This window comes from Pseudomonas sp. 21LCFQ010 (assembly GCF_024129905.1).
Taxonomy (GTDB): Bacteria; Pseudomonadota; Gammaproteobacteria; order Pseudomonadales; family Pseudomonadaceae; genus Aquipseudomonas.
Genome location: NZ_JAMYDZ010000005.1, coordinates 1 through 26,229, shown reverse-complemented (window position 1 = coordinate 26,229; position 26,229 = coordinate 1). Strand labels below are relative to the sequence as shown.

The window sequence follows — 26,229 nt, the reverse complement described above, 5'->3', positions numbered from 1 at the left end:
CACGACCTCAACCCAACAGGCCGTTCAGCAAGCGATGACCCTCACCATCGCGCGCGGTTACCGGCGTTGCGCTGCGAATGACTTCGACTGTCTCGACACAGTGCCGGGCGTCTTCGATGCCATAACCCTGACCAGCAAGCACCTTCTGATAGCTGACGGTGTGCAGGTCGGTAAAGCCTTCGGAGAATTCGATTTGCTGGCCATCGACAGTGATCGAGCGCCAGGTCGGTTTACTGCCCCGCACCGCATCGGGCAGGTCATTGGCATCGATTGACAGGAACCAGCGCACCCGCGCGTGCTCGTACTCCAGGTAGCCCGCGGCTTTGGATAGGTCGGTAAAGTGCACGACATTGCGTTGCAGCTTGCCGAAAATGAAATGCAGCATGTCGTAGAAGTGCACGCCGATGTTGGTCGCCACCCCGAATGACTTGCGCGGGTCACCCTTCCAGCTCTCCATGTACCACTTGCCACGAGAGGTGACGTAGGTCAGGTCGACCTCGTGCTTGTGCGCAGCACCGCCCTGGACACGCGCCTTGAGGTCGATGATTGACGGGTGATGGCGCAGTTGCAGAATGTTCCACAGTCGGCGGCCGGTCTGCTGTTCGGTGTGCGCCAGGTCGTCGAGCAGATGCAAGCTGGGCACCAGCGGTTTTTCACAGATCACGTCACACCCCAGGCGCAGCCCGGCGTTGATATGAGCGTGGTGCAGGTGATTGGGGCTGCACACCGAGACGTAATCCAGGGCCTTGCCAGGCTGGCGCTTGAGCGACCAGGCATGATCGTAGAAGCGCTCGAACTCGGTGAAAAACTCACTGTGTGGCGACAGGCTGTCGATGACACCCACCGAGTCGTTGATGTCGCAGGCGCTGACCAGTTGATTGCCGGTCTCCTTGATGGCACGCATATGCCGAGGAGCGATGTAGCCGGCAGCACCGAGTAGAGCAAAACGTTGCATGGACAACTCCAGAGGGGTCAGGCTTTTACGATATGGGCTTCGGGCTGGCGATACTTGCCACGGCTGTCGACCAGCAGGCGTGAATGCTGACGGATCAGTTCATAGTCGAAACATGCATGATCGGTCGCCAGCAGTACTGCATCGAATGAAGCCAGGTTGGCCGCTGTCAGCGGTTCACTGTGCAGATCGAAGCAGTGTTCACGCATCTTGGGAAACACCAGCACGTGGGGATCGCTGTAGGCCACCATCCCGCCCTTGGCCTCGATCAGCTCCATGATTTCCACCGAGGGCGACTCACGCATGTCGTCTACGTTTTTTTTGTAGGCGATGCCCAGGACCAGCACCCGGCAGCCCTTTAGCGCCTTGCCACGCTCGTTCAGGCCATCCATGAGCTTGCCGACCACGTATTCGGGCATTGCCCTGTTGACCTCTCCCGACAGCTCGATGAACCGGGTATGCAGGCCGTACTCGCGGGCCTTCCAGGTCAGGTAGAAAGGGTCGATGGGAATGCAGTGCCCGCCCAGCCCCGGCCCTGGGTAATACGCCGTGAAACCGAACGGCTTGGTGGCGGCAGCGTCGACCACCTCGAAGATATCGATGCCCATGCGGTCGGCCACGATCTTCATTTCATTGACCAGCCCGATGTTGACGGCGCGGTGGATATTCTCCAGCAGCTTGGTCATTTCAGCGGCTCTGGTAGAACTGACCGGCACCACCTGGTCGATAGCCTGCTCGTACAGCGCCACGCCGACGGCCAGGCATTGGGACGTGTGCCCGCCAATGACCTTGGGAATAGTCTGTGTCCTGAAATCGGGATTGCCCGGATCTTCGCGCTCTGGCGAATAGACCAGGAAGATCTGCTCACCGACTGTCAGCCCTGCATCCTGTATGCGCGGCAGCAGTTCTTCTTCGGTGGTTCCAGGATAGGTCGTACTCTCCAGGGAGACCACCTGCCCTTCGCGCAAGTAAGGTCTGATCGAATCGATAGTGCTGACCACAAAGCTTATATCTGGCTCGCGATATTTGTTCAGGGGCGTGGGCACACAAAGAATAAGTGCATCGCATTGCGCGGCACGGGAAAAATCCAGAGTAGCCTCGAAACCTGACGCGCGCGCCTGGGTGATAGCAGAGCCCGGTATGTGCTCTATATAACTCAGACCGGCATTAAGCGCGTCCACTTTAGACGCATCTACATCTATACCCAAAACCCTGTAGCCAATCATGTTATAGCGCAACATGAGCGGAAGTCCGACATACCCGAGGCCGACAATACCGATCAATGCCTCTCTGGACTTCAATCTGACCAGGGCACTACTGCATGCATTCAAGTTGGACACCTTTCTCAAATCGAAATAAACACCCCCCTCGCAAAAACTGGATGCAGGAAGCCCGCCCGAAAAAACGCATTGAAGCGTTTTTTTGAGAGACGACCGTGACCCCTCGAAGGATGAGTAGTGCTGTATGTGGCGCCGATCATAACAGCATTACCATTTGTAAAAACCCGATCAAAGGCGAAAGGAACACCAGTCATCCTTTTCCTACAAAACATTCTGACTTTTCACACATTTACAGTGATGGCTTATTAAAATTAAACAATATTAAAAGCCATGTTAGCCGGTTTATTGATAGCCAACTAATTAAAGCGAGCATCAGCCAGTCGAAGCGGGTGAGAAACGTTACCCTCGGGCGGCGTACCGTCGGCCAGCGATCGCGCTTGCTGGCAAGGCAGCCTTTTGCCTTGTGCGGGCTGGCTCGTACACGCTCTAGGGATGGACCAACCTCACCCTGCGCCTGAAAAGAAGATAAAAAAAGGGCCGCCCGAAGGCAGCCCTTAAAGAAAGGAAAGAGAGTAAAGCTTTTAACCCGTTACCTAAGCGGCCGCTACAGGACGCATGTAGGAAATCGGAGCCGTGCTGGCATCTTCAAAGACCACGACTTCCCAAGCGTCTTTCTGGGCGATAAGCGCGCGCAGCAGACGGTTGTTCAGGGCGTGGCCCGATTTGTAGCCACGGAACTCACCCACCAGGCTGTTGCCCAGCAGGTACAGATCGCCGATGGCATCGAGAATCTTGTGTTTGACGAATTCGTCTTCGTAACGCAGACCGTCTTCGTTCAGAACGCCTTCCTTGTCGACGACAATGGCGTTTTCAACGCTGCCACCCAGACCCAGGTTGTGCTTGCGCAGGTATTCCAGGTCGCTCATGAAACCGAAAGTACGAGCCCGGCTGACTTCCTTGACGAAAGAGGTGCTGGAGAAATCGACACTGGCGGTCTGGGTACGGTCACGGAACACCGGATGATCGAAATCGATCTCGAAGCTCACCTTGAAGCCTTCAAAAGGCACGAACGTGGCACGCTTGCCGTCTTCCTCGACAGTGACCTCACGCAGAATTCGGATGAACTGCTTCGGCGCATCCTGCTCTTCCAGACCAGCGGACTGGATCAGGAACACGAAAGGACCGGCGCTACCGTCCATGATCGGCACTTCAGCCGCAGACAGCTCGACATAGGCGTTGTCGATACCCAGACCGGCCATGGCCGACAGCAGGTGCTCGACAGTGCCGACCTTGACGTCGCCCTGAACCAGGGTGGTCGACAGCGTGGTTTCACCGACGCTCTCTGCCCAGGCCTTGATCTCCACTACGGGGTCAAGGTCGGTACGGATAAAGACGATACCGGTGTTCACAGGTGCAGGCTTGAGGGTCAGGTATACCTTTTCCCCGGAATGCAGACCGACACCTGTGGCACGGATAATATTTTTCAGGGTACGTTGTTTAATCATGGTATTGGCCGCTTCAGCGCTAGTTGCGAACGGATATCAACAAAGGCTGGCGATAATAGCAGACCACGCCTTTGCTGAACACCAATCGCCCTTATAGCTCTGATAAATTCCATCAATCAATCGGCCTGACGACGCAGGAAGGCCGGGATGTCCAGATAATCGAGATCATCGTTAGGATTGAGTTTAGTCGCAGCACTGGCACCGGCGTGAGCCTGATTGCGCATGACGGTCGGACGCTCCAGATCGCGATAATTCACTGCCGCAGGTTCGCGTACAGCAGCCGCCGGTTGCTGGATCGAGGCCTGAGGAGCAGCGCTCTGCAGGGTGTTGTCGATGACCTTGACCGGCTTCTCGATACGCGCACCCAGGCCTGTGGCCACTACGGTAACGTGCAGTTCGTCGCGCATGTCCGGATCGATCACGGTGCCGACCTTGACCATCGCGTGCTCGGAAGCGAACGCTTCGATGATGCTACCCACATCGGAGTATTCACCCAGCGACAGGTCCGGACCTGCGGTGATGTTGACCAGGATGCCGCGGGCGCCCTGCAGGTTGACGTCTTCGAGCAGCGGGTTGCGAATTGCCGCCTCAGTGGCCTCGCGGGCGCGGTTCGGGCCGGTAGCAGCACCAGTACCCATCATCGCCATGCCCATCTCGCTCATCACGGTACGTACGTCAGCGAAGTCGACGTTGATCATGCCCGGACGCTTGATGATGTCGGAAATACCGCGAACGGCACCGGCCAGTACATCGTCAGCCTTGGCGAATGCCGACAGCAGGCTGGCATCTTTACCCAGGATGGTCAGCAGCTTCTCGTTGGGGATGGTGATCAACGAGTCGACGCTTTCAGCCAGCATGCGAATGCCTTCGTCGGCGATCTGCATGCGCTTGCGGCCTTCGAACGGGAACGGACGGGTCACCACCGCAACGGTGAGAATGCCCATTTCCTTCGCCACTTCAGCGATGATCGGCGCTGCACCGGTACCGGTACCGCCGCCCATGCCGGTGGTGATGAACACCATGTTGGTGCCTTGCAGGACTTCCGCAATACGCTCGCGGTCTTCCAGTGCGGCCTGGCGGCCCACTTCAGGGTTGGCACCGGCGCCCAGACCTTTGGTCACACCGGTACCGAGTTGCAGAATGGTCCGCGCACCGATGTTTTTCAGTGCCTGGGCATCAGTGTTGGCGCAGATGAACTCGACACCTTCAATGCTGCTCTTGACCATGTGGTTGACCGCGTTGCCGCCACCACCACCTACACCGATAACTTTGATTACCGGGCTCTGCGGGACATTGTCTACGAGTTCGAACATTTTCCCTCTCCTTCAGCTCTCTATTTTGTTTGCCTATCGCCTGCCGCTTACCACTTTCAAGCGCGGGACTCAGAAGTTGCCCTGAACCCAACGCTTCAAGCGCTCGAGCACGGGAGCCTTTGGTTCATCGCCATAGGTACCGTTACCAACGCCCAGGCCGGACAGCGAAATGCCGTCCGACTGTTTTTGCAGCCCGTACTGCAGCAAACCCACACCCGTGGAGTAGATCGGGTTGCGCACGACGTCGGCCAATCCCTTGACGCTATGTGGTACGCCCAGGCGCACCGGCATATGGAAGATTTCCTCGGCAAGTTCCACCGCACCTTCCATTTTCGAGGTCCCGCCGGTCAACACGATGCCGGCCGGGATCATATCTTCGTAACCACTGCGGCGCAGTTCGGCCTGGATCAGGGTGAACAGCTCGTCGTAACGAGGTTCGACCACTTCCGCCAGGGCCTGACGCGACAGCTCACGAGGTGGACGGTCGCCCACACTCGGTACCTTGATGGTTTCGCCAGCGCCGGCCAGTTTGGCCAGGGCGCAGGCATAGCGAATCTTGATTTCTTCGGCGTACTGGGTCGGCGTACGCAAGGCCATGGCGATGTCATTGGTGACCTGGTCGCCAGCAATCGGAATCACCGCCGTGTGGCGAATCGCACCTTCAGTGAAGATCGCGATGTCGGTGGTCCCGCCACCGATATCCACCAGACACACGCCCAGCTCTTTTTCATCGTCGGTCAGCACCGAGAAAGCAGAGGCCAGTTGCTCGAGGATGATGTCGTCAACTTCCAGACCACAGCGGCGTACGCATTTTTCGATGTTCTGCGCCGCGTTCACCGCACAAGTGACGACATGGACCTTGGCCTCCAGGCGCACGCCCGACATGCCCAGCGGCTCACGCACGCCTTCCTGGTTGTCGATCACGTAATCCTGCGGCAGGGTATGCAGCACCCGCTGGTCAGCCGGAATGGCAACCGCCTGGGCAGCGTCCAGCACTCGCTCAAGGTCCGCAGAGCTGACCTCCCGGTCGCGAATCGCCACGATGCCGTGGGAGTTCAGGCTGCGGATATGATTACCGGCAACGCCCACGAACGCCGAGTGAATCCGGCAGCCGGCCATGATCTGCGCCTCTTCGATCGCGCGCTGGATCGATTGCACGGTGGACTCGATATTGACCACCACACCCTTCTTCAGACCGCGGGACGGATGGGTACCGATCCCGACGATTTCCAGCGAACCATCGGCCGCGACTTCGCCTACCAGCGCCACCACCTTGGAGGTGCCGATATCCAGCCCGACGATCATTTTGCCGCTTTGCACATTTGCCATGGTTCAGCCTCTAGTCAATTCTTCGCAACGGCGGGTTTGTCCGTCGCCGGCGCGATCTGCTCACGCCATCCGACAGCAAGGCCGTTGGAATAGCGCAAGTCGACACGCGCAATATTCGTAATTTGTTCTTTCAGCGTCTTGTCATAAATCGATATGAAACGACGCATCTTTTCTACCAGGTGATCACGTCCCAACAACAACTCGATACCCGGACCGGCACTGCCGGCACCGGTGGTCAGGAACCAACTGCCACGTTCGCGCAATTCCAGCCGCACAATCGAAAAGCCCAAGGGCCGCAACATCTGACTCAACACCTGATACTGCTGCATCACCTGCTGTTGCGCCCGCTGCGGGCCGAACAACTGCGGAAGGTGTTCATAGTTGGACAACTCACGCGGCGTAAACGCTTGCCCCTGGTTGTTCAGCAATGCTTCATCACCCCAGCGCGCCACTGGCAACTGCTCTTCCAGGCGAATCACTACCTGGTCTGGCCACACCCGCCGCACTTCGGCATGGGCGATCCACGGCATCTGTTCAAGCTCGCTGCGCATCCCGGCCAGGTCGATGGTAAAAAACCTCGACGCTACATAGGGTGCGATGCGCTGCTGCACAGCCTGCTGGCTGATGTAGCTCAGATCGCCCTGCACGTTGATCCGGCTGATCGGCCGATCCACATAAGGCAACAGCCGCTGTGCCCCCTCATACGTACCAAAGCCCAGCCCCACCAGCAGCACCGGCCACATCAGGCGCTTGAAAAATCCGGCACCCGGGCGCGGCACACGGGCCGACAGCGGCTCCTTGGCAACCATGCGACTGGCACCACGCGGGGTCGGTTTGCGACCAGGGGCCGGGGGCTGATGACGTGCCGATGCGCCGTGCATGCCGTTAACCTCGTTCCTGAACGCTGTCGGCAAGAATCGCCAACACCAGTTGCCGGAAATCCAGGCCTGCCGCTGCTGCCGCCATCGGCACCAGGCTGTGGTCAGTCATGCCGGGAACGGTATTGACTTCAAGCAGCCAGAACTTGCCCTGGGCGTCCTGCATCACGTCGGTACGGGCCCAGCCACTGACACCCACGGCCGCGCAGGCGCGCGCAGTAAGGTCGCGCAGTTCATGCTCTTTAGCTTCACTGAGCCCGGACGGAATCCGGTATTGAGTATCGTCAGCCAGATACTTGGCTTCGTAATCATAGAAACTGTGCGATGTGCCCAGGCCAATTGGCGGCAGAACCTGGCCACGCAGACAAGCAACGGTGAACTCCGGACCTTCGATCCATTGCTCGACCATAACTTGTGAATCATAGGTACTGGCAACTTTCCAGGCAGCGACCAACTCTTCGACACTGCTCACTTTCGCCATACCAATACTGGAACCCTCATGGGCCGGTTTGACGATCAAAGGCAGGCCCAGTTCCGTCGCTGTAAAAATACAGTCATCTTCGCTGGCCAGTACGCGGTGCAAGGGTGTCGGCAAGCCGAGGCTTTGCCAGATCTGCTTGGTGCGCAGCTTGTCCATCGCCAGTGCCGAGGCCAGCACGCCACTGCCGGTATAAGGGATGCCCAGGCACTCCAGAAGGCCCTGCATGCTGCCGTCTTCACCGCCGCGACCATGCAGCACAATGAACGCACGATCGATCTTCTCGCTGCCCAGACGCTGCAGCAGGTCGTCGCCGACATCAATCCCGAAGGCATCCACACCAGCGCTCTGCAAGGCACCGAGCACGGCTCGCCCGGACTTGAGCGAGACCTCGCGCTCGGCGCTCTTGCCGCCGAACAGCACCGCCACCCGGCCGAACTTCTGCGGCGCCAGGCTGGAGTGCAAGTTGGATGCATTCAGGGCTGTCATTTGAGCTTCCCTTCAGTCGGCGCCACCACAGCCCCGGCGAACAGCGGGCTCTTGAGCAGTTGCGGGGCCAGCCCACCGATATCACCAGCGCCCTGGCACAGCAGGATGTCACCGGCGCGCAGCAGCGGCTTGACCAGCGGGGCGAGTTCGGCACCGCGCTCGATGTAGATCGGGTCGAGTTGACCGCGCTGGCGAATGCTGTGGCACAGGTTGCGGCTGTCGGCCCCCGGAATCGGCTCTTCACCGGCCGGGTAGACTTCCATCAACAACAACACATTGGATTCGGCCAGTACCTGGACGAAATCGTCATACAGGTCACGGGTGCGGCTGAAACGGTGCGGTTGATAGACCATCACCAGGCGCCGCTCCGGCCAGCCGCCACGCACAGCATTGATCACCGCCGCGACTTCACGCGGGTGGTGACCATAGTCGTCGACCAGCATCACATGACCGCCTTCAACCGGCAGTTCGCCATAGACCTGGAAGCGCCGACCGACTCCCTGAAAGCCCGACAGGCCCTGGATGATCGCTTCGTCACTGATGCCTTCATCGGAGGCAATGGCGATGGTTGCAAGCGAGTTGAGCACGTTGTGGTTGCCCGGCATGTTCACCGAGACATCCAGCGGTTCACGATCACGGCGCAGCACGGTGAAGAACGTACGCATACCTTCCTGACGGACATTGATCGCACGCACGTCAGCGGTCTCGCTGAAGCCATAGGTGACGGTCGGGCGTTTGACCTGCGGCAGAATCTCGCGCACCACAGGGTCGTCGACACACATCACTGCCAGACCGTAGAACGGAAGGTTGTGCAGGAACTCGACGAAGGTCTTCTTCAGCTTGTTGAAGTCACCCTCATAGGTCGCCATATGATCGGCATCGATATTGGTGACCACAGCGACCAGCGGTTGCAAGTGCAGGAAGCTGGCGTCGCTCTCATCGGCCTCTGCAATCAGATACCGGCTGGTGCCCAATTGAGCGTTGGTGCCGGCGGCGTTGAGACGGCCACCGATGACGAATGTCGGGTCCAGGCCGCCTGCTGCAAACACCGAAGCCAGCAGGCTGGTGGTGGTGGTCTTGCCATGGGTGCCTGCAACAGCAATGCCGTGCCGGTAGCGCATCAGCTCAGCCAGCATCTCGGCACGCGGCACCACAGGAATACGCCGCTCCAGGGCGGTGGCGACCTCCGGGTTGGAGGTGTTCACGGCGCTTGAGACGACCAGCACATCGGCGCCGACCGTGTTTTCTGCCTGGTGGCCAATGAAGATCTGCGCGCCGAACGCCTTCAGGCGCTCGGTCACCGCCGAGCCCTTTAGGTCGGAACCGGAAACTTCATAACCGAGGTTCAGCAGCACTTCGGCAATGCCGCACATGCCTACACCGCCGATGCCGACGAAGTGGATGCGGCGGATACGGCGCATTTCCGGTTGCGGCATGGCGCGTTGATTCTCAACCACGGGCCACCTCCACACAGCTATCGACAACGGTACGGGTGGCATCAGGCCTGGCCAGACGGCGAGCGGTGCGGGCCATGCTGTTCAATTGTTCGGGTTGCATCAGAACCTCTTTCAGGCGGCTGGCCATATCGGCGGCGCCAGTTGTCGCTTGCGGCATGACGAAGGCAGCGCCTTCGCGGGCCAGATAATCAGCGTTGCGGGACTGGTGGTCGTCGATCGCGTGGGGCAACGGAATCAGCAGCGACGGCAGCCCGGCGGCGGCCAGCTCACTGATGGTCAGCGCGCCTGCGCGGCACACCACCAGGTCGGCCCAGGCATAAGCCTGCGCCATGTCCTGGATGAACGGCGCAACCTGCGCCTCTACACCGGCGCTGCGGTAACGCTCGGTGGTGATCTGGTCGTGCTGCTTGCCGGTCTGGTGAAAGACCTCGGGGCGCAGCTCTGGCGCCAGCAGGGCCAGCGCTTCGGGCAGCAGCTTGTTCAACGGTTCAGCACCGAGGCTGCCGCCCAGCACCAGCAGGCGTGCCTTGCGCCCGGCCAGCGGCTGGCGCGGGGTTTCAAAGAACAGCTCGACCCGTACCGGGTTGCCGGTAGTGCGACGCTTGTCCGAAGCCCCGAACGTGTCCGGGAATGCTTCGCAGATCCGGCTGGCAAAGGACGCCAGACTGCGGTTGGCAGTACCGGCCACGGCGTTTTGCTCATGAATGATCAATGGCACACCGGCCATTTTCGCGGCCAGACCACCGGGCCCTGTGACATAACCGCCGAAGCCGACCACGAAGGCAGGCTTGAGCTGACGCATCACCTTGCGCGCCTGCAGCAGCGCCTTGAGCAACATCAACGGCGCCTTGAGCAGCGACAGCTTGCCCTTGCCACGCAGGCCACTGGCATCGATACGATGCAGCGTCAGACCGGCTTGCGGCACCAGTTCGTTTTCAATGCCGCGCGGGGTACCCAGCCAATGGACCTTGTAGCCACGGTTCTGGAACTCACGGGCGCAGGCCAGCGCCGGGAACACGTGCCCGCCGGTGCCGCCAGCCATGATCAGCACATTAGCGTCCACGGGGAGGCTCCTCGGCAAAATCGCTTTCGTTGAACTCGGTTTCCTCGCTGCCCATGTTGTTGCGCGACTCCCACTCGATGCGCAACAACAGGCCCAGGCTGGCACAGCAGATGACCAGCGAGCTGCCGCCGTAACTCAGAAATGGCAAGGTCAGGCCCTTGGTCGGCAACAGACCGACGTTTACCCCGATGTTGATCAGGAACTGGCCGATCCACAGGAACGACAGGCCATAAGCGGTGTAGGCACCGAAAAACTGTTTGGCACGCTCAGCCCAGAAACCGATGTACATGCCGCGGATACTGACGAACAGGAACAGCCCGACGGTCAGCAACGAGCCCACCACACCCAGCTCTTCAGCCAGTACCGAGAACACAAAATCGGTGTGCGCCTCGGGCAGGTAGAACTGCTTCTGCACGCTGTTACCCAGACCGACACCCAGCCATTCGCCGCGGCCGAAAGCAATCAGGGCCTGGGTCAGTTGGTAGCCGGAGCCGAACTGGTCGGCCCAGGGGTCAGTGAAGTTGGTCAGCCGCGCCATACGATAGGGTTGAGCCTGGACCAGCACAAAGACCGCGACGACGGCCAGCACCACCATCAGCGAATAACGGAACAGGCCGACACCGCCCAGGAACAGCATCGCGGCGGCGGCGCCCATCATCACCACCGTGGCACCGAAGTCCGGCTCCATCAGCAACAGGCCCGCCATCGGCAGCAGCACGATGAATGGCTTGAAGAAGCCCATCCAGCTTTCGCGCACTTCCTGCTGGCGGCGCACCAGGTAGCCGGCCAGGAACAGCACCACGAAGACCTTGGCGATTTCAGATGGCTGTACGTTGAACGCACCAAAGCCGATCCAGCGCATCGAGCCGTTGACCTCACGGCCGATCCCCGGCACCAGTACCAGCAGCAACAGGCCGAATGCGCCGATCAGCAACATCCAGCCCATGCGCTGCCAGGTAGCAACCGGGATCAGCATGGTTGCGCCACAGGCGCCAAGGCCGATGATCAGGTAGATGAGGTGACGCGTCATCATGTACAGGGTGTTGCCGGACTGCGCCGCAGCGACCTCCGAAGACGACGAGGTAATCATCACCAGCCCAAGCCCCAGCAACGCCAGGCAACCGGCGAGCATCGGGAAATCGACGTCGATGCCGCGCCCGCTGATCAAGGGCGACGGGTAAGGCTTGAAGATGCCGAAAATCATGCCAGCACCTCCACGGCCTTGGCGAACAGGCGTCCGCGCTCTTCATAGTTTTTGAACATGTCCAGGCTCGCACAGGCTGGCGAGAGCAGCACAGCATCACCCGCCTGCGCCAGTTCGGCGCTGCGCTGTACGGCTTCTTCCAGGCTCGCAACCCGAACCTGCACGACCTCATCACCCAGTGCCTGGGCGATAAGCCCGGCATCGCGGCCAAGCAGCACGACAGCGCGGCAATGCTGTGCGACCGGTGCCCGCAGAGCACTGAAATCGGCGCCCTTGCCATCACCGCCGGCAATCAGTACCAGCTTGCCGTCGAGGTCGGCTCCCAGACCTTCGATGGCGGCCAGCGCCGCACCGACGTTGGTCGCCTTGGAATCGTTGTAATACTGCACACCGGCGCGCTCACGCACCCACTGGCAGCGATGCTCAAGGCCGGTGAAGTTGCGCAGGCTGCTCAGCATGGCGTCCATGGGCAAACCTGCGGCGTGCCCCAGGGCCAGGGCGGCCAGCGCGTTGGCATGATTATGCGCCCCACGCACTTTCAGCTCGCTGACCGGCAGCAACAGTTCGAACTGAAACGCCAGGTATTTTTCGCCGTTTTCTTCACGAATACCGAAGGCATGGAAGTCTGGTGTGTTCAGGCCAAAGGTCCAGCGCGGCAACCCTTCACCGATCAGCGGCCGCGACAGGGCATCCTGACGGTTGACCACTACTTGCCGGGCACCCCTAAAGATCCGGTGTTTGGCCAGGTGATAGGCCGGCAGACCGCTGTAGCGGTCCATATGATCTTCACTGATGTTCAGTACCGTGGCGACTTCGGCATCCAGTTGGTCAGTGGTTTCCAGCTGGAAGCTCGACAGTTCCATCACGTACAGCTCGACGCTGTCGTCGAGCAGGTCCAGTGCCGGAGTACCGAGGTTGCCGCCCACCGCAACGCGCTTGCCAGCCGCGGCGGCCATCTCGCCAACCAGGGTGGTCACGGTGCTCTTGGCGTTGGAGCCGGTAATTGCCACGATCGGCGCCTTGGCATTGCGGGCAAACAGCTCGATATCGCCCGACAGCTTTACACCGCGTGCCTGAGCCGCCTGCAAGGCAGGTGTCGCCAGGGCCAGACCCGGGCTTACGTACAACTCGCTGGCACGGCAGAGGAACTCGACGTCCAGCTCGCCACACCGCACATCCACCTGCGGATACTCGCGACGCAGGGTCGCCAGCTCCGGTGGATTGTCCCGCGTATCAGCCACGGCAAAGGCAATGCCCCGGTTCGCCAGGTAGCGAACCAGGGACATGCCGCTCTTGCCGAGGCCGACAACGATGCGGAACTGGTCGGTAACGATCAAAGACACTCGCGTTTACCTCAGTTTCAGTGTGGCAAGGCCGATCAGCACGAGAATCACGGTGATGATCCAGAAACGGACGATCACGCGCGGCTCGGGCCAGCCCTTGAGTTCAAAGTGGTGGTGAATCGGTGCCATGCGGAACACGCGGCGACCGGTCAGCTTGAAGGATGCAACCTGAATGACCACTGACAGGGTTTCCATCACGAACACCCCGCCCATGATGAACAGCACGATTTCCTGGCGGACAATGACCGCGATGGTGCCCAGCGCCGCGCCGAGTGCCAGGGCACCGACGTCACCCATGAACACCTGAGCCGGATAGGTGTTGAACCACAGAAAGCCCAGACCGGCACCGATCAGCGCACTGCAGAACACGATCAGTTCGCCCGCGCCCGGCACATACGGGATCAGCAGGTATTCGGCGAATTTCACGTTACCCGACAGGTAGCAGAAAATACCCAACGCCCCACCGACCATCACTGTCGGCATGATCGCCAGGCCGTCCAGGCCGTCAGTCAGGTTGACCGCGTTGCTGGAGCCGACAATCACGAAGTAGGTCAGGATCACGAAACCGATGCCCATTTCCCAATGCATGTCCTTGAGCATCGGAATGATCAGCGTGGTTTCGACCGGCGATTGCGCGGTCATGTACAGAAAGATCGCCGCACACAGGCCAAACACCGACTGCCAGAAGTACTTCCAGCGGCTCGGCAGGCCACGCGAGTTCTTCTCGATCACTTTGCGGTAGTCGTCGACCCAGCCGATGGCACCGAACAGCAGGGTAACCAGCAGCACCACCCAGACGTAGCGGTTGGCCAGGTCAGCCCACAGCAGGGTGCTGACAGCAATCGACGACAGGATCAGCGCACCGCCCATGGTCGGGGTGCCGGATTTGGACAAATGCGATTGTGGACCATCGTTGCGCACGGCCTGGCCAATCTGGCGAATCTGCAGGGTGCGGATCATCCATGGGCCGAGCCACAGAGAAAGGCTCAGGGCCGTGAGCACACCGAGAATCCCGCGCAGGGTCAGGTACTGGAAGACTGCAAAGCCTTTATGGAACTGTTGTAAAAATTCGGCCAACAGCAACAGCATCAATGTTTCTCCAGGCTGGAAACGCACAAGGCCGCCACGACATTTTCCATGGCGGCGCTGCGCGATCCCTTGATCAATAAAGTGGTGTTTGAATCTTGTTCGCCGTGCAGTGCCGCGATCAGCTCGGCCTGGGTTGCAAAATGACGGGCGCCAGCACCGAAGGCATTGACCGCATGCAGCATCAACGGACCAACGGCATACAGCGCATCGACCTTGCCGACGGCATGGGCACCGACTTCACGGTGGCCCTGTTCGGCCCAGTCGCCCAGTTCGCCGATGTCACCCAGCACCAGCACCCTGCGGCCGGCGAAGCCTGCGAGCAGGTCAGTGGCAGCCTTGATCGAAGACGGGTTGGCGTTGTAGGTGTCATCGATGACCCGCTGACCATTGGCGGCCATGTGCACCACGGTGCGGCCCTTGACCGGCTGCATGGCATTGAGGCCCGCGACGATGCCGTCGAGGCTGACACCCAGCGCATGTGCGGCAGCCGCAGCGGCGAGGGCGTTGGCCACGTTGTGGATCCCCAGCAGATTAAGCTGTACCGCTGCCGACCCCTGCGGGCCATTGAGGGTAAAGCCCGGGCAGCCACGCACGTCACGGCTCAGTTCGCTGGCATGAAAATCTGCCTGAGGATTTTCCAGAGCGAAGCTCAACACCTTGCGCTCACCGGCCCGAATCAGCCAGACCGGGTAGGCGGCGTCATCAAGGTTAAGGACTGCAACGCCTTGGGCATCGAGGCCTTCAATGATCTCGCCCTTGGCCTCGACAATCTTTTGCGGCCCGCCAAACTCACCCACATGGGCAGTCCCGGCGTTGGTCAGGATGGACACGTGCGGCTTGGTCAGGCTCACGGTGTAGGCGATCTCGCCTACTCGCGATGCGCCCAGCTCAATGACCGCTGCACGATGTTCCGGGGCCAGCTCGAGCAGCGTCAGCGGTACACCCAGATCGTTATTCAGGTTGCCACGGGTCGCCAGCACCGGACCGCGGGTACGCAGGATACTGGCGAGCATTTCCTTGACTGTGGTCTTGCCGCTGGACCCGGTGACGGCGGCAACAGGGCGGTCGACGAACGCATTGCGGTTCATCGCGCCCAACTGAGCCAGTGCCTTGCGGGTATCGAGGACCACCAGTTGCGGCAGATTCACGCCCGCCACTTCACGCTCGACCAAGGCCCCCACCGCGCCCTTGGCGGCGACCTGCTGCAGATAGTCATGGCCATCGAAACGCGGACCGGTCAGGGCCACGAACAATTGGCCCGGGGCAATATTGCGGCTGTCGGTACTGACGCCGCCGAACAGGCAGTCATCACCGGTACGCTGTGCATCCAGCGGGATCAGCAGGTCACTGAAACGCAACGACTCAAGCATGCTCTGCCTCCCATCCGGCCAACGCGGCAGCGGCCTGATCAAGATCCGAGAACCGGTGGCGCTGACCATCGATCTCCTGGTAGTCCTCATGGCCTTTACCGGCCAGCAGAACCACGTCCTCGGCATGAGCGGTGGCGATGAATTCGGCAATCGCCTGGCCGCGACCGGCCACAAAGCGCACCGGGGCCGCCGCACTGAAACCCGGACGAATGTCAGCGAAGATCTGCTCGCTGGCTTCGCTGCGCGGATTGTCATCGGTGACCAGCACTACGTCGGCCAGCCGCTCGGCGACCTCGGCCATCAGCGGACGCTTGCCGCGATCACGGTCACCGCCACAGCCGAACAGGCACAGCAGACGCCCCTTGGCATGCGGCCGCAGAGCCTCAAGAACCTTTTCCAGCGCATCGGGGGTGTGGGCGTAATCGACCACTACCAGCGGCTGGTTCCCCCCCCCCAGGCGCTGCATGCGCCCGACCGGCCCGACCAGTTGTGGCAGCACCTTGAGCACTTCATCCAGGGCGTAGTCGAGGCCCAGCAAAGCACCGATTGCCGCCAGCAGATTGCTCAGGTTGAAACGCCCCAGCAGGCTGCTACGCAAGAGATGCTCGCCTTGCGGCGTGACCAGCGTCGCGCGCACGCCATCGTCGTCGAATCGCGCATCGCGGCAGTACAGCCAGGCACTCTTGTCGAGCAGGCTGTAGGTAATGAGTTTTGACAGGTGCGGCGCGTCGGCCAGTTCGCGGCCAAAGTCGTCATCCAGGTTGATCACCCGGCAGCTCAGATCTGGCCAGGCGAACAACTGGGCCTTGGCGGCGCCGTAAGCCTGCATGGTGCCGTGATAATCAAGATGGTCGCGCGACAGGTTGGTGAACACTGCCACGTCAAACTCCACCGCCTTGACCCGGCCCTGCTCCAGGCCATGGGAAGAAACCTCCATGGCCACGGCGCGCGCTTCGGCGTGCTTGAGGTCCGCCAGAGTCGCCTGTACGGCAATCGGATCAGGGGTGGTGTGCAAGCCGCTCTGCAGCGCCTCAAAGAAACCAGTGCCCAGCGTACCGACGATGCCGCAGCGCTGACCCAGCAGGTCGAGTGCCTGAGCCACCAGTTGGGTCACGCTGGTCTTGCCGTTGGTGCCCGTGACACCAATCAGATTCAGGCGCCGGCTTGGGTCGCCATAAAAACGTCCGGCAATCGCTGACAACTGCCCCGCCAGGCCCTTGACCGGGATCAGTGGCACATCAGTGATCGGCAGCACACTGGCGCCTTCGACTTCATAAGCCACCGCCGCGGCGCCACGTTGCAGGGCATCGGCGATATGGTCACGACCGTCGACCTTAAGCCCCGGCACCGCCAGAAACAGGTCTCCCGGACGCACCTTGCGGCTGTCCAGGCTCAGTTCGCGAATCAACGGGTCACGCTCGGTGCCCGGAAAGATCTTGCTCAGATTGAAAGACATCAGCCACGCCCTCCTTTGGCAACCGGTGCTTTGACGGCCTGCTCGGGTTCCAGGTTATCCGGCGGAATGTTCATCAGTCGCAGGGTTCCGGACATCACTTTGCTGAACACCGGAGCCGAGACCAGACCACCGTAGTAGCCGCCTTTGCTCGGTTCATCGATTACCACCACGATGGCGTAACGCGGGTTGCTCATCGGGCCGAAACCGGCGAACAACGAGCGGTAGGAATTCTCGGCATAGCCTTTGGTGCCGATCGAGGTCTTGCGCGCCGTACCACTCTTGCCGCCGACGTGATAGGACGGCACACGGGCGCGATAGACGCCGCGGGTGTCCTCGATCACCTCCTGCAGCATGGTGTGCAGGGTCTTGGCAGTGGCTTCGGGAATCGCCTGCACCGAGGTCGGCTCAGCGTTGGTTTTGAGAATGCTCAGCGGCACGATCCGGCCATTGTTGGCCAGCGCACCGTAGGCGTGAGCCAGTTGCAAGGCCGTGACCGACACGCCATAGCCATAAGACAGGGTCGCCGTTTCAGCCTTGCGCCACTCGCGGTAGTTGGGCAGGTTGCCGACCCGCTCACCCGGGAAACCCAGGCCGGTGTATTGGCCGAAACCCATGCGCTGCATGGTACGGAAAATCGCCTCGCCGCCGACGTCGAAGGCCACCTTGCTCATCCCCACGTTACTGGAGTTGATCAGGATGCCGGTCAGGTCGAGCACCGGTCCCTCGGTCTTGCTCACGTCACGAATGGTATAGCGACCGATCTGCAGCGTGCCGGGGTAGACCTCGACCTTGTCGGTAGGCTTCCAGCGCCCGCTTTCCAGTGCCGCGCCCATGGAGATCGGTTTCATGGTCGAGCCGGGTTCGAACACGTCGATGATTGCCCGGTTACGCATGGCGGCCGGCACCATGGTGCGGCGGTTGTTGGGGTTGTAGGTCGGGCTGTTGACCATCGCCAGGATTTCCCCGGTCTTGACGTCCATGATCACCAGACTGCCAGCCTTGGCTTCGTTCTCGATGATCGCGTTACGCAATTCGCGAGTCGCCAGGTACTGCAAACGCAGGTCGATAGACAACGCCAAGGTCTTGCCGGCCTTGGCGTTCTTGGTAACCTGGACATCCTTGATCAGACGCCCTCGTCGGTCCTTGATGACCTGACGCTTGCCAGGCACACCGGCCAGCCACTCGTCATAGGCCAGCTCGACGCCTTCGCGGCCGTGATCATCCAGGTCGGTGAAGCCGACCATATGTGCCGTTACGTCACCGGCCGGATAGAAGCGCCGGAACTCCTCGATGCCGTAAACCCCCGGCACCTTGAGATCAAGCACAGCCTGGCCGTGCTCCGGCGTCAGGCCCCGCACCAGATAGATGAATTCCTTGCCTGCCTGCGACTCCAGACGCTCAGTCAGAGCCTTGGCGTCCTGCCCCAGGGCTTGTGCCAACAGCGGCCACTTGCTGCGGTCCTGAAGCATCTCCTTGGGGTTGGCCCACAAGGTGGTGACCGGCGTACTGACCGCCAGGGGCTCGCCGTTACGGTCGGTGATCAGACCACGGTGCGCAGGAATGGGAATGTGGCGAAGGCTGCGCGCATCGCCCTGCTCTTGCAGGAAAGTATTTTCGACCACCTGCAGGTCGATGATGCGCCAGGAGATCGCTGCCACCAGCAGACACAACAAACCCACGACCAAGCGGAAACGCCACGGATACAAAGCGCCTTCAAGCTTCATCATGGCGCCACCATCCGCACTTCACCCGCATTGGGGATGCGCATTTTGAGCTGCTCGGTGGCCAGGTTTTCAATCCGGCTGTGCGCTGTCCAGGTGCTTTGTTCGAGGATCAGTCGTCCCCACTCGGCCTGCGCCTTGTCGCGAATACTGGTTTCTGTATACAGCGAGTTGAGTAGCTGACGGTTCCAGTGCGCGCTATAGGAAACGCCGATGGCTGACACCAGCACAGCAATGAACAGCAGCAGCATGAAAAAGCTGCCGGTAGGCAATGGCTTGAAGAACAGGCGGCTCACCGCAACTTCTCCGCGACACGCATGACAGCGCTGCGCGAACGCGGGTTGGCACGGGTTTCTGCTTCAGAAGCGAATTGCGCCTTGCCGACCAGCCTGATGCGCGGCTCGAAAACCTTGGCCTGCACCGGCAGATTGCGTGGCAGGTTGTCGGCCTCGCCCTTGACCAGCTTGCGCATGAACAGCTTGACGATCCGGTCTTCCAGGGAATGGAAGCTGATGACCACCAGACGACCACCCACTTCAAGGGCATCGATGGCCGCTTCAAGACCGGTTTCAAGGTCGCCCAGTTCGTTGTTGACGTGAATGCGCAACCCCTGGAAAGCGCGGGTTGCCGGATGCTTGCCCTTTTCCCAGGCCGGGTTGGCGACCTTGAGCACCTCAGCCAGGTCGGCGGTACGCTCGAAAGGACGCAGCTGGCGCCGCTCGACAACAGCGCTGGCCATCCGCCGGGCGAAGCGCTCTTCACCGTATTGCTTGAACACCCGCGCCAGTTCTTCGGCAGGTGCGCTGGCGACGAATTCGGCAGCACTGATGCCCTGCCCCGGATTCATGCGCATGTCCAACGGACCATCATGCATGAAGCTGAAACCGCGCTCCGGGTCGTCAAGCTGCGGCGACGAGACGCCCAGGTCCATCAGAATGCCGCTGACCTTGCCTTGCAAACCGCGCTCGGCCACCTCGGCCCCCAGCTCGGCAAAGCTGCGCTGCACAATGACAAAGCGGCCGTCTTCGGCCGCCAGCGTTTGCCCCGTGGCAATCGCCTGCGGGTCCTTGTCGAACCCTAACAACTGCCCCTCAGCTCCCAACTGGCTGAGCAGCAGACGACTGTGACCGCCACGACCGAACGTGCCATCCAGATAGCAGCCATCGGCGCGCACAGCCAAAGCCTCGACAGCTTCTTCGAGCAGTACGGTGATGTGGGTAAAACCGCTATTCATAGTCACAGGATCAGGTCACGTAAATCGTCGGGCATCGCGCCGGGTTGTTGAATAGCCGCCAGGTCCGCATCAGCAAGAGCGTTCCAGGCGTCCTCGTCCCACAATTGAAACTTGTTTAGCTGGCCAACTAACATCACGCGCTTATCCAACTTGGCATAGTCGCGCAGTCGTGGCGGCACCAGAAAACGTCCACTGCCGTCGAGTTCAAGATCGACCGCATTACCAATCAATAGCCGCTGCAAACGGCGGTTTTCTTCACGAAAGGTGGCGAGCTCTCGCAGCTTCGCCTCAATCAGCTCCCACTCGGACAGCGGATAAATGCACAAGCAGGGATCTATGGCATCAATGGTTACTATCAACTGGCCACCACTGCGCGAATCCAACTCGTCGCGATACCGGCTCGGCATAGCGAGACGACCTTTGGCGTCGAGATTGATCGCGTTGGCACCACGGAACACAGGCGCAGTCTCCGAATTCTATATTCTTGCGCTGGAAAAACCCACTTCGTGCCACTTTCTGCCACTTGCGCACACTATAGGAACGCGCCCACCACACCGTCAAGGCACGACCTGAAGGAAAACCCTTACATAACGGCAATTTAGGAGTGATACAGGAGGGAAACAGATAATTTCAGAGCAGCCGGACATGAACAAGGCGATGCCTGTCATGGAGATAGGAATCAAACTTAAAGTGATTTATGAAGTTTAAGATTTTTTTGAAATTTCGAACGGGTTCACTACTGCCCAAAGCAGCTGAAAAAAGAAGGAGGTGGGAGGTGGAGAGTCGATCTGTAAGCCGGGTTCTGTCGAGGACAGTCATTCCTCTACGACGGCCATCACTGGACGTCTTTAGCAACCTACCCGGTTCCAGCGCGGGCCACGCCTTGGAACCCTATTTGGTCTTGCTCCGAGTGGGGTTTACCTAGCCACGTACTGTTGCCAGACGTGCGGTGCGCTCTTACCGCACCTTTTCACCCTTACCGGCACCGAAGTGCTTAGGCGGTTATTTTCTGTGGCACTTTCCGTAGGCTCGCGCCTCCCAGGCGTTACCTGGCACTCCGCCCTATGGAGCCCGGACTTTCCTCCCCCCCTTGTTGCGGAACAACAAGAGGCAGCGACTGTCCAATCGACTCTCCGGCGCCAAGGTTAACGGCACAAGCGTTCAAGAACAAGCCTTAAAAGCTTGTAGTTGAACGTGCCTGTAATAAAAACGCCTTATTGTTTCTGTTTATCCAGCGCCAGTTGATAGAGCAGATTCTTGCGCACACCGGTAATTTCCGCTGCCAACGCGGCAGCGCGCTTGACCGGTAAATCCTGCAAAAGCAAATCAAGAACCCGACGCGCCTCGGCGCTGATCGCATCATCCTCCTGCGCCGCACTCCAGCCGGCGACCAGAACAACGCATTCACCGCGTTGCTGGTTGCTGTCAGCCTCGACAAACGACCGCAACTGCGCCAGCGGCAGACCCTTGAGGGTCTCGAAGGTCTTGGTCAACTCACGAGCCAGCACGGCTGGCCGCTCTTCGCCAAACACCGCCTCCATGTCCTGCAGACACTCCAGGATCCGGTGCGGCGCCTCATAGAAAATCAAGGTCCGCGGCTCTTCGCGCAATTGCTCAAGCCTGGATTTGCGCCCTACCGCCTTGGCTGGCAGAAAGCCTTCGAAGATGAACCGGTCCGAGGGCAAGCCGGCCGCCGATAGCGCCGCAATCAACGCGCAAGCGCCTGGTACCGGGACCACCTTGATTCCTGCTGCACGCGCCTGCCGGACCAGGTGGTAGCCCGGATCGGAAATCAACGGCGTGCCCGCATCGGAAATCAGCGCAACATCGTCGCCCGCCAGTAAGCGCTCGATAAAGCGACTACCTTCATTACGCTCGTTATGCTCATGACAGGCCGCCAGTGGTGTCGCTATGCCAAAGTGTTGCATCAAGCGCAATGAATGCCGGGTATCCTCGGCAGCGATAAGTGCGACGTCGCGCAGGACCTTCAGTGCCCGCACGCTCATGTCGTCCAGATTGCCGATAGGGGTAGCCACGACATAAAGCGAACCGGTGGCGGAATTCGAAGCGGGCGCGACAGTCAAAACGCGGACCTCATACTCATGACTCCAGACATTTTTAAAAAGAAGGCATTGTACAGATTACACAGCACCTCCTGAACCGTAGGCGAGGCAGCCAGCGCAAGGCAAAAACAGGCTCGCAACGGTCAGAGTCGCGCACGACTTTACAACGGTCAATGAGCATTGCGAGCCTGCTCTGAACGCAGTGATGGCAACGCAGGTAGTTTTTAGAGGCACCCTAAAGTCGCACCCCGGCCAGTGGTTGGGTACAATTCCCCGCTAATTTGCTTGAGTACCAGGAACATATACATGATCGCTAGTCTGCGGCTGTTCTCTGCCCTCTGCCTTGCCGCCCTGCTGGCAGCTTGCGCCGGTTCACCATCATCAAACCTTGGTGAACTCCCTCGCACCCCCGACGCCAGCATTGAGCAGTTGCTGGAACAGGCGGCCAATGCCAAGACACCGGACAAAGCGGCTACGCTGCGCTTGAGCGCCGCAGAGCTTGCCAATCGTCAGGGCAACCCGGGCCGTGCCGCACAGTTGCTGGCCCAGGTCCAGATCGACCAGTTGCCGCCCGGGCTGCAGGTTCTGGCCAGTACCCTGTCGGCAGAACTGGCGCTGGGTCGCAACCAGCCCAAGGCAGCCCTCGAAGCCCTGTCGCACCCTAGCCTGCAGCGCCTGGCAGAACTCTCGGTCGAACAGCAGATCCGCACCCACCAGGTCCATGCCCGGGCACTGGAACTCGATGGCCAAATCCTGCCAGCAGCCCGTGAGCGGGTCTTTGCAGGCCCGTTGCTGCAAGGCAATGAGGCGAGCGCCAACAACGATGCGATCTGGAAACTGGTTTCAGCCCTGCCTGCCGAGCAGTTGCAAGGCACCGGCAATGATGACCTGAGCGGCTGGCTGAACCTGGCCCGCGCGATCAAAAGCGCCGGCACTCTGGAACAGCAACAGGCGGCGATCGATAGCTGGAAAGCCCAGAACCCTCAGCACCCTGCTGCGCAGCAACTGCCAGCTGCGCTGGCACAACTGCGTTCGCTGACCAGCGTACCCCTGACCCGCATCGCCCTGCTGCTGCCGCAGGAAGGTCCGCTGGCCAACGTGGCCAAAGCACTGCGCGAAGGCTTCCTGGCGGCGCATTACCAGGCCCAGCAAGCCGGTCAGAACCCGCCAGCGATCCAGGTGTTCGACAGCTCGCGCGTCACCTCGATGGATGAGTTCTACCGTCAGGCCCAGGCCGCCGGCGTGCAACTGGTGGTCGGCCCCCTTGAGAAAGAACTGGTCAAGCAACTCAGTGCCCGCCCGCAATTGCCGATTGCCACTCTGGCCCTGAACTACAGCGACAGCGCCACTGCCGGCCCTCAAGAACTGTTCCAGTTCGGCCTGGCCGCAGAAGACGAAGCCCGTGAAGTGGCACGCCGCGCCTGGTCGGAAGGCAAGCGCACCGCCGTGGCCATGGTTCCGAAAGGTGAATGGGGCGATCGCGTCCTGGCAGCCTTCAACAACAGCTGGCGCGCCAAGGGCGGCACCCTGCTGGCAGTGGAACGCATCGACCAGCCGGTGGATCTGGCCCGCCAGATCGCCGACATGTTCCAGCTGCGCTCCAGCGAAGGCCGCGCCCAGCGCCTGCAGGCTGCGACCGGCGCCCAGGTGGCTGCACAACCGTCGCGTCGCCAGGACATCGACTTCATGTTCCTGGTCGCCACCCCGCAACAAGCCCAGCAAATCAAACCGACCATGGTTTTCCAGTACGCAGGCGACGTACCGGTCTATGCGACTTCGCAACTGTTCACCAACAGCAATGATCGCGCCCAGTACAACGATCTCAACGGGGTACGCTTCTGTGACACCCCATGGATGCTCAATGCCAATGACCCGCTGCGCCAGCAGGTCGTCACTCAATGGCCGCAAGCCGCCAGCAGCCTGGGCCGCCTGTATGCGATGGGCGTCGACGCCTATCGCCTGGCACCACGCCTGACCCAGCTCAAGGCGCTGCCCGACAGCCGCCTGGACGGCCTGTCCGGCAGCCTGAGCCTGAATGCCAACCGCCGCATCGAACGTCAACTGCCGTGGGCAGAGTTCGTCAACGGCGAAGTCCAGCGCCTGCCGGACACCGCGCCTTGAAATCAGGCAGTAGCACTGCAGGGCACGAGGCCGAAACCTTCGCCCTGCAGCACCTGCAGCAGCAGGGCCTGCAATTGATTACACGCAACTGGTCCTGCCGACGCGGCGAGCTTGATCTGGTCATGCTTGATGGCTCTACAGTAGTATTCGTCGAAGTGCGCTATCGCCGCCAACGCGGCTGGGGTAGCGCGCTGGAAAGTGTCGACGCGCGCAAGCAGGAAAAACTCGTCGCAACCGCGCAGTTGTTCCTGCAGCAAGAACCACACTGGGCCGACCATCCTTGCCGCTTTGATGTAGTGGCCGTTGATGGAGAGCCCGAGAGTGCCGCTCCACTGAACTGGCTCAAAAGCGCATTCGACAGCTGAAGCGCATGCCTGCTGTTGCTTTCGAATGCCAGTACCACCCGACACCGTTTTTTGCTCTTGTTATGCGGGCTGCACACTCGTTGTGCCGGTAGCCGGCGGAACCCTCCGCAAAGCGCCGAACAACCGCTTATGCTCTAACCAAGGTCACTCCTGATGGACATGCAATCCCGTATTCGCCGGCTCTTCCAGGCCAGCATCGACACCAAGCAGCAGGCGATGGAAGTGCTTGCCCCGCATATCGAGCTGGCCAGCCAGGTCATGGTCAATGCCCTGCTCAACGAGGGCAAGATGCTGGCGTGCGGCAACGGCGGCTCGGCGGGCGATGCCCAGCACTTTTCTTCGGAGCTGCTTAACCGCTTCGAACGGGAGCGCCCGAGCCTTCCCGCCATCGCCCTGACCACTGACGCCTCGACCATCACCTCGATTGCCAACGATTACAGCTTCAACGAGGTGTTTTCCAAACAGATCCGCGCCCTGGGTCAGCCTGGCGATGTATTGCTGGCCATTTCCACCAGTGGCAACTCGGCAAACATTATTCAGGCGATCCAGGCCGCACATGATCGCGAAATGATTGTCGTAGCATTGACTGGACGCGACGGCGGCGATGTTGCTTCGCTGCTGCTGCCCGAAGACGTGGAAATCCGCGTACCGGCGAAAGTCACCGCACGTATTCAAGAAGTCCACCTGCTGGCGATCCACTGCCTCTGCGATCTGATCGACAGCCAATTGTTCGGGAGTGAAGAATGACCCCTAATCGTCTCAGCCTGGTATTTCTGGCCCTGTGCCTGGGCCTTGGCGGCTGCAGCTCGGTGCTGACCGCCACCCGCGACGAGCCGATCAACGATGATCGGGGCACGCGCACCCTTGGCAGCAAGATCGATGACTCGCTGATCGAGACCAAAGCAGCCGTCAACATTTCCAAGGCCCACCCGGACCTGGCCGAAGGCTCGCACATTGTCGTCACCAGCTATAACGGCATCGTGCTGCTGGCTGGCCAGACGCCACGCGCCGAACTCAAGACCATCGCCGAACAGGCCGCCGCTTCGGTGCAGCGGGTCAAGAAGGTCAATAACGAGCTGCAGGTGATTGCACCGTCATCGTTTCTGGCACGCCAGAATGACACCTGGCTGACCACCAAGATCAAGAGCCAGATGCTCACCGACAACTCGATTCCCGGCTCACGTATCAAGGTCGTGACCGAGAACGGTATCGTCTACCTGCTGGGCCTTGTCACCCAACAGGAAGCCAACCGCGCCACCAATCTGGTTCAAGGTGTGGCGGGCGTGCAAAAGATCGTCAAACTCTTCGAATACATCGACTGATATCAGGGTCTGTTGCCGTTTCATCACAACCGCTGAAACGGCAACAGACCCTAGTGTGGTGTTTCACAAATACCAATGAAAATATGGTCTATGCTCATTTGAAACCCACTCGTGAGAGCTGAGCATTTATATGGGCCGACCAGCGACTGTCATTGTCTTGTCTGAAGCCGAAAAAGCCGAGCTTCTACGCCGCGTTA

23 protein-coding genes and 1 other RNA gene are annotated in these 26,229 nt (G+C 60.4%); 4 read left to right on the top strand and 20 right to left on the bottom strand.

Annotated elements, in window-relative coordinates; all coding sequences use genetic code 11:
- Nucleotides 1-7 precede the first annotated feature (7 nt).
- From NJC38_RS08000 to rsmI, 20 genes are all read right to left on the bottom strand, one after another.
- On the bottom strand, nt 8-955 hold the full coding sequence (locus NJC38_RS08000) for a Gfo/Idh/MocA family oxidoreductase (protein WP_253113084.1): 948 nt from the start codon (nt 953-955) through the stop codon (nt 8-10).
- Nucleotides 956-972: 17 nt separating this feature from the next.
- The gene (gene wbpA / locus NJC38_RS07995; protein WP_253113081.1) at nt 973-2,283 is read right to left on the bottom strand and encodes a UDP-N-acetyl-D-glucosamine 6-dehydrogenase; all 1,311 of its coding nucleotides are present in this window, start codon (nt 2,281-2,283) and stop codon (nt 973-975) included.
- Nucleotides 2,284-2,825: 542 nt separating this feature from the next.
- On the bottom strand, nt 2,826-3,737 hold the full coding sequence (lpxC, locus tag NJC38_RS07990) for a UDP-3-O-acyl-N-acetylglucosamine deacetylase (protein ID WP_253113079.1): 912 nt from the start codon (nt 3,735-3,737) through the stop codon (nt 2,826-2,828).
- Between the two features lie 116 nt (nt 3,738-3,853).
- Nucleotides 3,854-5,050, bottom strand: coding sequence for a cell division protein FtsZ (gene ftsZ / locus NJC38_RS07985; RefSeq protein ID WP_253113076.1), 1,197 nt, complete (start codon nt 5,048-5,050; stop codon nt 3,854-3,856).
- A 69-nt stretch (nt 5,051-5,119) separates the two neighbouring features.
- Complete coding sequence (gene ftsA, locus NJC38_RS07980) at nt 5,120-6,379, bottom strand: cell division protein FtsA (RefSeq protein WP_045488010.1); 1,260 nt, start codon at nt 6,377-6,379, stop codon at nt 5,120-5,122.
- Between the two features lie 14 nt (nt 6,380-6,393).
- Complete coding sequence (locus NJC38_RS07975; protein WP_045488008.1) at nt 6,394-7,260, bottom strand: cell division protein FtsQ/DivIB; 867 nt, start codon at nt 7,258-7,260, stop codon at nt 6,394-6,396.
- Nucleotides 7,261-7,264: 4 nt separating this feature from the next.
- Entirely contained in the window at nt 7,265-8,224 is a 960-nt protein-coding gene (locus NJC38_RS07970; protein ID WP_253113073.1) for a D-alanine--D-alanine ligase, read from the bottom strand.
- Nucleotides 8,221-9,660, bottom strand: a complete 1,440-nt coding sequence (gene murC, locus NJC38_RS07965; protein WP_173426716.1) for a UDP-N-acetylmuramate--L-alanine ligase — start codon at nt 9,658-9,660, stop codon at nt 8,221-8,223. The genes NJC38_RS07970 and murC overlap by 4 nt, the downstream gene beginning before the upstream one ends.
- A 13-nt stretch (nt 9,661-9,673) precedes the next feature.
- Nucleotides 9,674-10,744: an undecaprenyldiphospho-muramoylpentapeptide beta-N-acetylglucosaminyltransferase gene (gene murG, locus NJC38_RS07960; RefSeq protein WP_253113070.1), complete on the bottom strand. Its 1,071-nt coding sequence runs from the start codon at nt 10,742-10,744 to the stop codon at nt 9,674-9,676.
- Complete coding sequence (gene ftsW / locus NJC38_RS07955) at nt 10,734-11,945, bottom strand: putative lipid II flippase FtsW (protein WP_173426717.1); 1,212 nt, start codon at nt 11,943-11,945, stop codon at nt 10,734-10,736. The genes murG and ftsW overlap by 11 nt, the downstream gene beginning before the upstream one ends.
- Nucleotides 11,945-13,291, bottom strand: a complete 1,347-nt coding sequence (gene murD / locus NJC38_RS07950) for a UDP-N-acetylmuramoyl-L-alanine--D-glutamate ligase (RefSeq protein WP_253113056.1) — start codon at nt 13,289-13,291, stop codon at nt 11,945-11,947. Before murD ends, ftsW begins: the two co-directional genes overlap by 1 nt.
- Before the next feature lie 6 nt (nt 13,292-13,297).
- Nucleotides 13,298-14,380 (bottom strand): phospho-N-acetylmuramoyl-pentapeptide-transferase, encoded by a 1,083-nt coding sequence (mraY, locus tag NJC38_RS07945; RefSeq protein ID WP_045487992.1) that lies wholly within the window; start codon nt 14,378-14,380, stop codon nt 13,298-13,300.
- Nucleotides 14,380-15,750 (bottom strand): UDP-N-acetylmuramoyl-tripeptide--D-alanyl-D-alanine ligase, encoded by a 1,371-nt coding sequence (gene murF, locus NJC38_RS07940; RefSeq protein ID WP_253113054.1) that lies wholly within the window; start codon nt 15,748-15,750, stop codon nt 14,380-14,382. Before murF ends, mraY begins: the two co-directional genes overlap by 1 nt.
- Nucleotides 15,743-17,206: a UDP-N-acetylmuramoyl-L-alanyl-D-glutamate--2,6-diaminopimelate ligase gene (locus NJC38_RS07935; RefSeq protein WP_045487988.1), complete on the bottom strand. Its 1,464-nt coding sequence runs from the start codon at nt 17,204-17,206 to the stop codon at nt 15,743-15,745. The genes murF and NJC38_RS07935 overlap by 8 nt, the downstream gene beginning before the upstream one ends.
- Nucleotides 17,206-18,933: a penicillin-binding protein 2 gene (locus NJC38_RS07930; RefSeq protein ID WP_290447181.1), complete on the bottom strand. Its 1,728-nt coding sequence runs from the start codon at nt 18,931-18,933 to the stop codon at nt 17,206-17,208. Before NJC38_RS07930 ends, NJC38_RS07935 begins: the two co-directional genes overlap by 1 nt.
- Nucleotides 18,930-19,223 carry a cell division protein FtsL gene (gene ftsL, locus NJC38_RS07925; protein ID WP_045487983.1) on the bottom strand — a complete coding sequence of 98 codons (294 nt, stop codon included), beginning with the start codon at nt 19,221-19,223 and terminating at the stop codon, nt 18,930-18,932. Before ftsL ends, NJC38_RS07930 begins: the two co-directional genes overlap by 4 nt.
- Entirely contained in the window at nt 19,220-20,161 is a 942-nt protein-coding gene (gene rsmH / locus NJC38_RS07920; protein WP_253113644.1) for a 16S rRNA (cytosine(1402)-N(4))-methyltransferase RsmH, read from the bottom strand. The genes ftsL and rsmH overlap by 4 nt, the downstream gene beginning before the upstream one ends.
- Before the next feature lie 2 nt (nt 20,162-20,163).
- A complete protein-coding gene (gene mraZ, locus NJC38_RS07915; protein ID WP_045487977.1) occupies nt 20,164-20,619 on the bottom strand; it encodes a division/cell wall cluster transcriptional repressor MraZ in 456 nt (151 codons plus the stop codon).
- Between the two features lie 317 nt (nt 20,620-20,936).
- An RNA gene (gene rnpB, locus NJC38_RS07910) (RNase P RNA component class A) lies at nt 20,937-21,294 on the bottom strand.
- 81 nt (nt 21,295-21,375) lie between these two features.
- Nucleotides 21,376-22,245, bottom strand: coding sequence for a 16S rRNA (cytidine(1402)-2'-O)-methyltransferase (rsmI, locus tag NJC38_RS07905; protein WP_290447180.1), 870 nt, complete (start codon nt 22,243-22,245; stop codon nt 21,376-21,378).
- 285 nt (nt 22,246-22,530) lie between these two features.
- On the opposite strand from rsmI, the gene NJC38_RS07900 reads away from it, so the two are divergent.
- The 4 genes from NJC38_RS07900 (at nt 22,531) to NJC38_RS07885 (ending at nt 26,032) form a co-directional block, all read left to right on the top strand.
- Complete coding sequence (locus tag NJC38_RS07900; RefSeq protein ID WP_253113051.1) at nt 22,531-24,345, top strand: penicillin-binding protein activator; 1,815 nt, start codon at nt 22,531-22,533, stop codon at nt 24,343-24,345.
- A complete protein-coding gene (locus tag NJC38_RS07895) occupies nt 24,342-24,710 on the top strand; it encodes a YraN family protein (protein ID WP_045487968.1) in 369 nt (122 codons plus the stop codon). Before NJC38_RS07900 ends, NJC38_RS07895 begins: the two co-directional genes overlap by 4 nt.
- Before the next feature lie 153 nt (nt 24,711-24,863).
- Nucleotides 24,864-25,457: a phosphoheptose isomerase gene (locus NJC38_RS07890; RefSeq protein WP_045487965.1), complete on the top strand. Its 594-nt coding sequence runs from the start codon at nt 24,864-24,866 to the stop codon at nt 25,455-25,457.
- Complete coding sequence (locus NJC38_RS07885; RefSeq protein WP_045487963.1) at nt 25,454-26,032, top strand: BON domain-containing protein; 579 nt, start codon at nt 25,454-25,456, stop codon at nt 26,030-26,032. The genes NJC38_RS07890 and NJC38_RS07885 overlap by 4 nt, the downstream gene beginning before the upstream one ends.
- Nucleotides 26,033-26,229 lie beyond the last annotated feature (197 nt).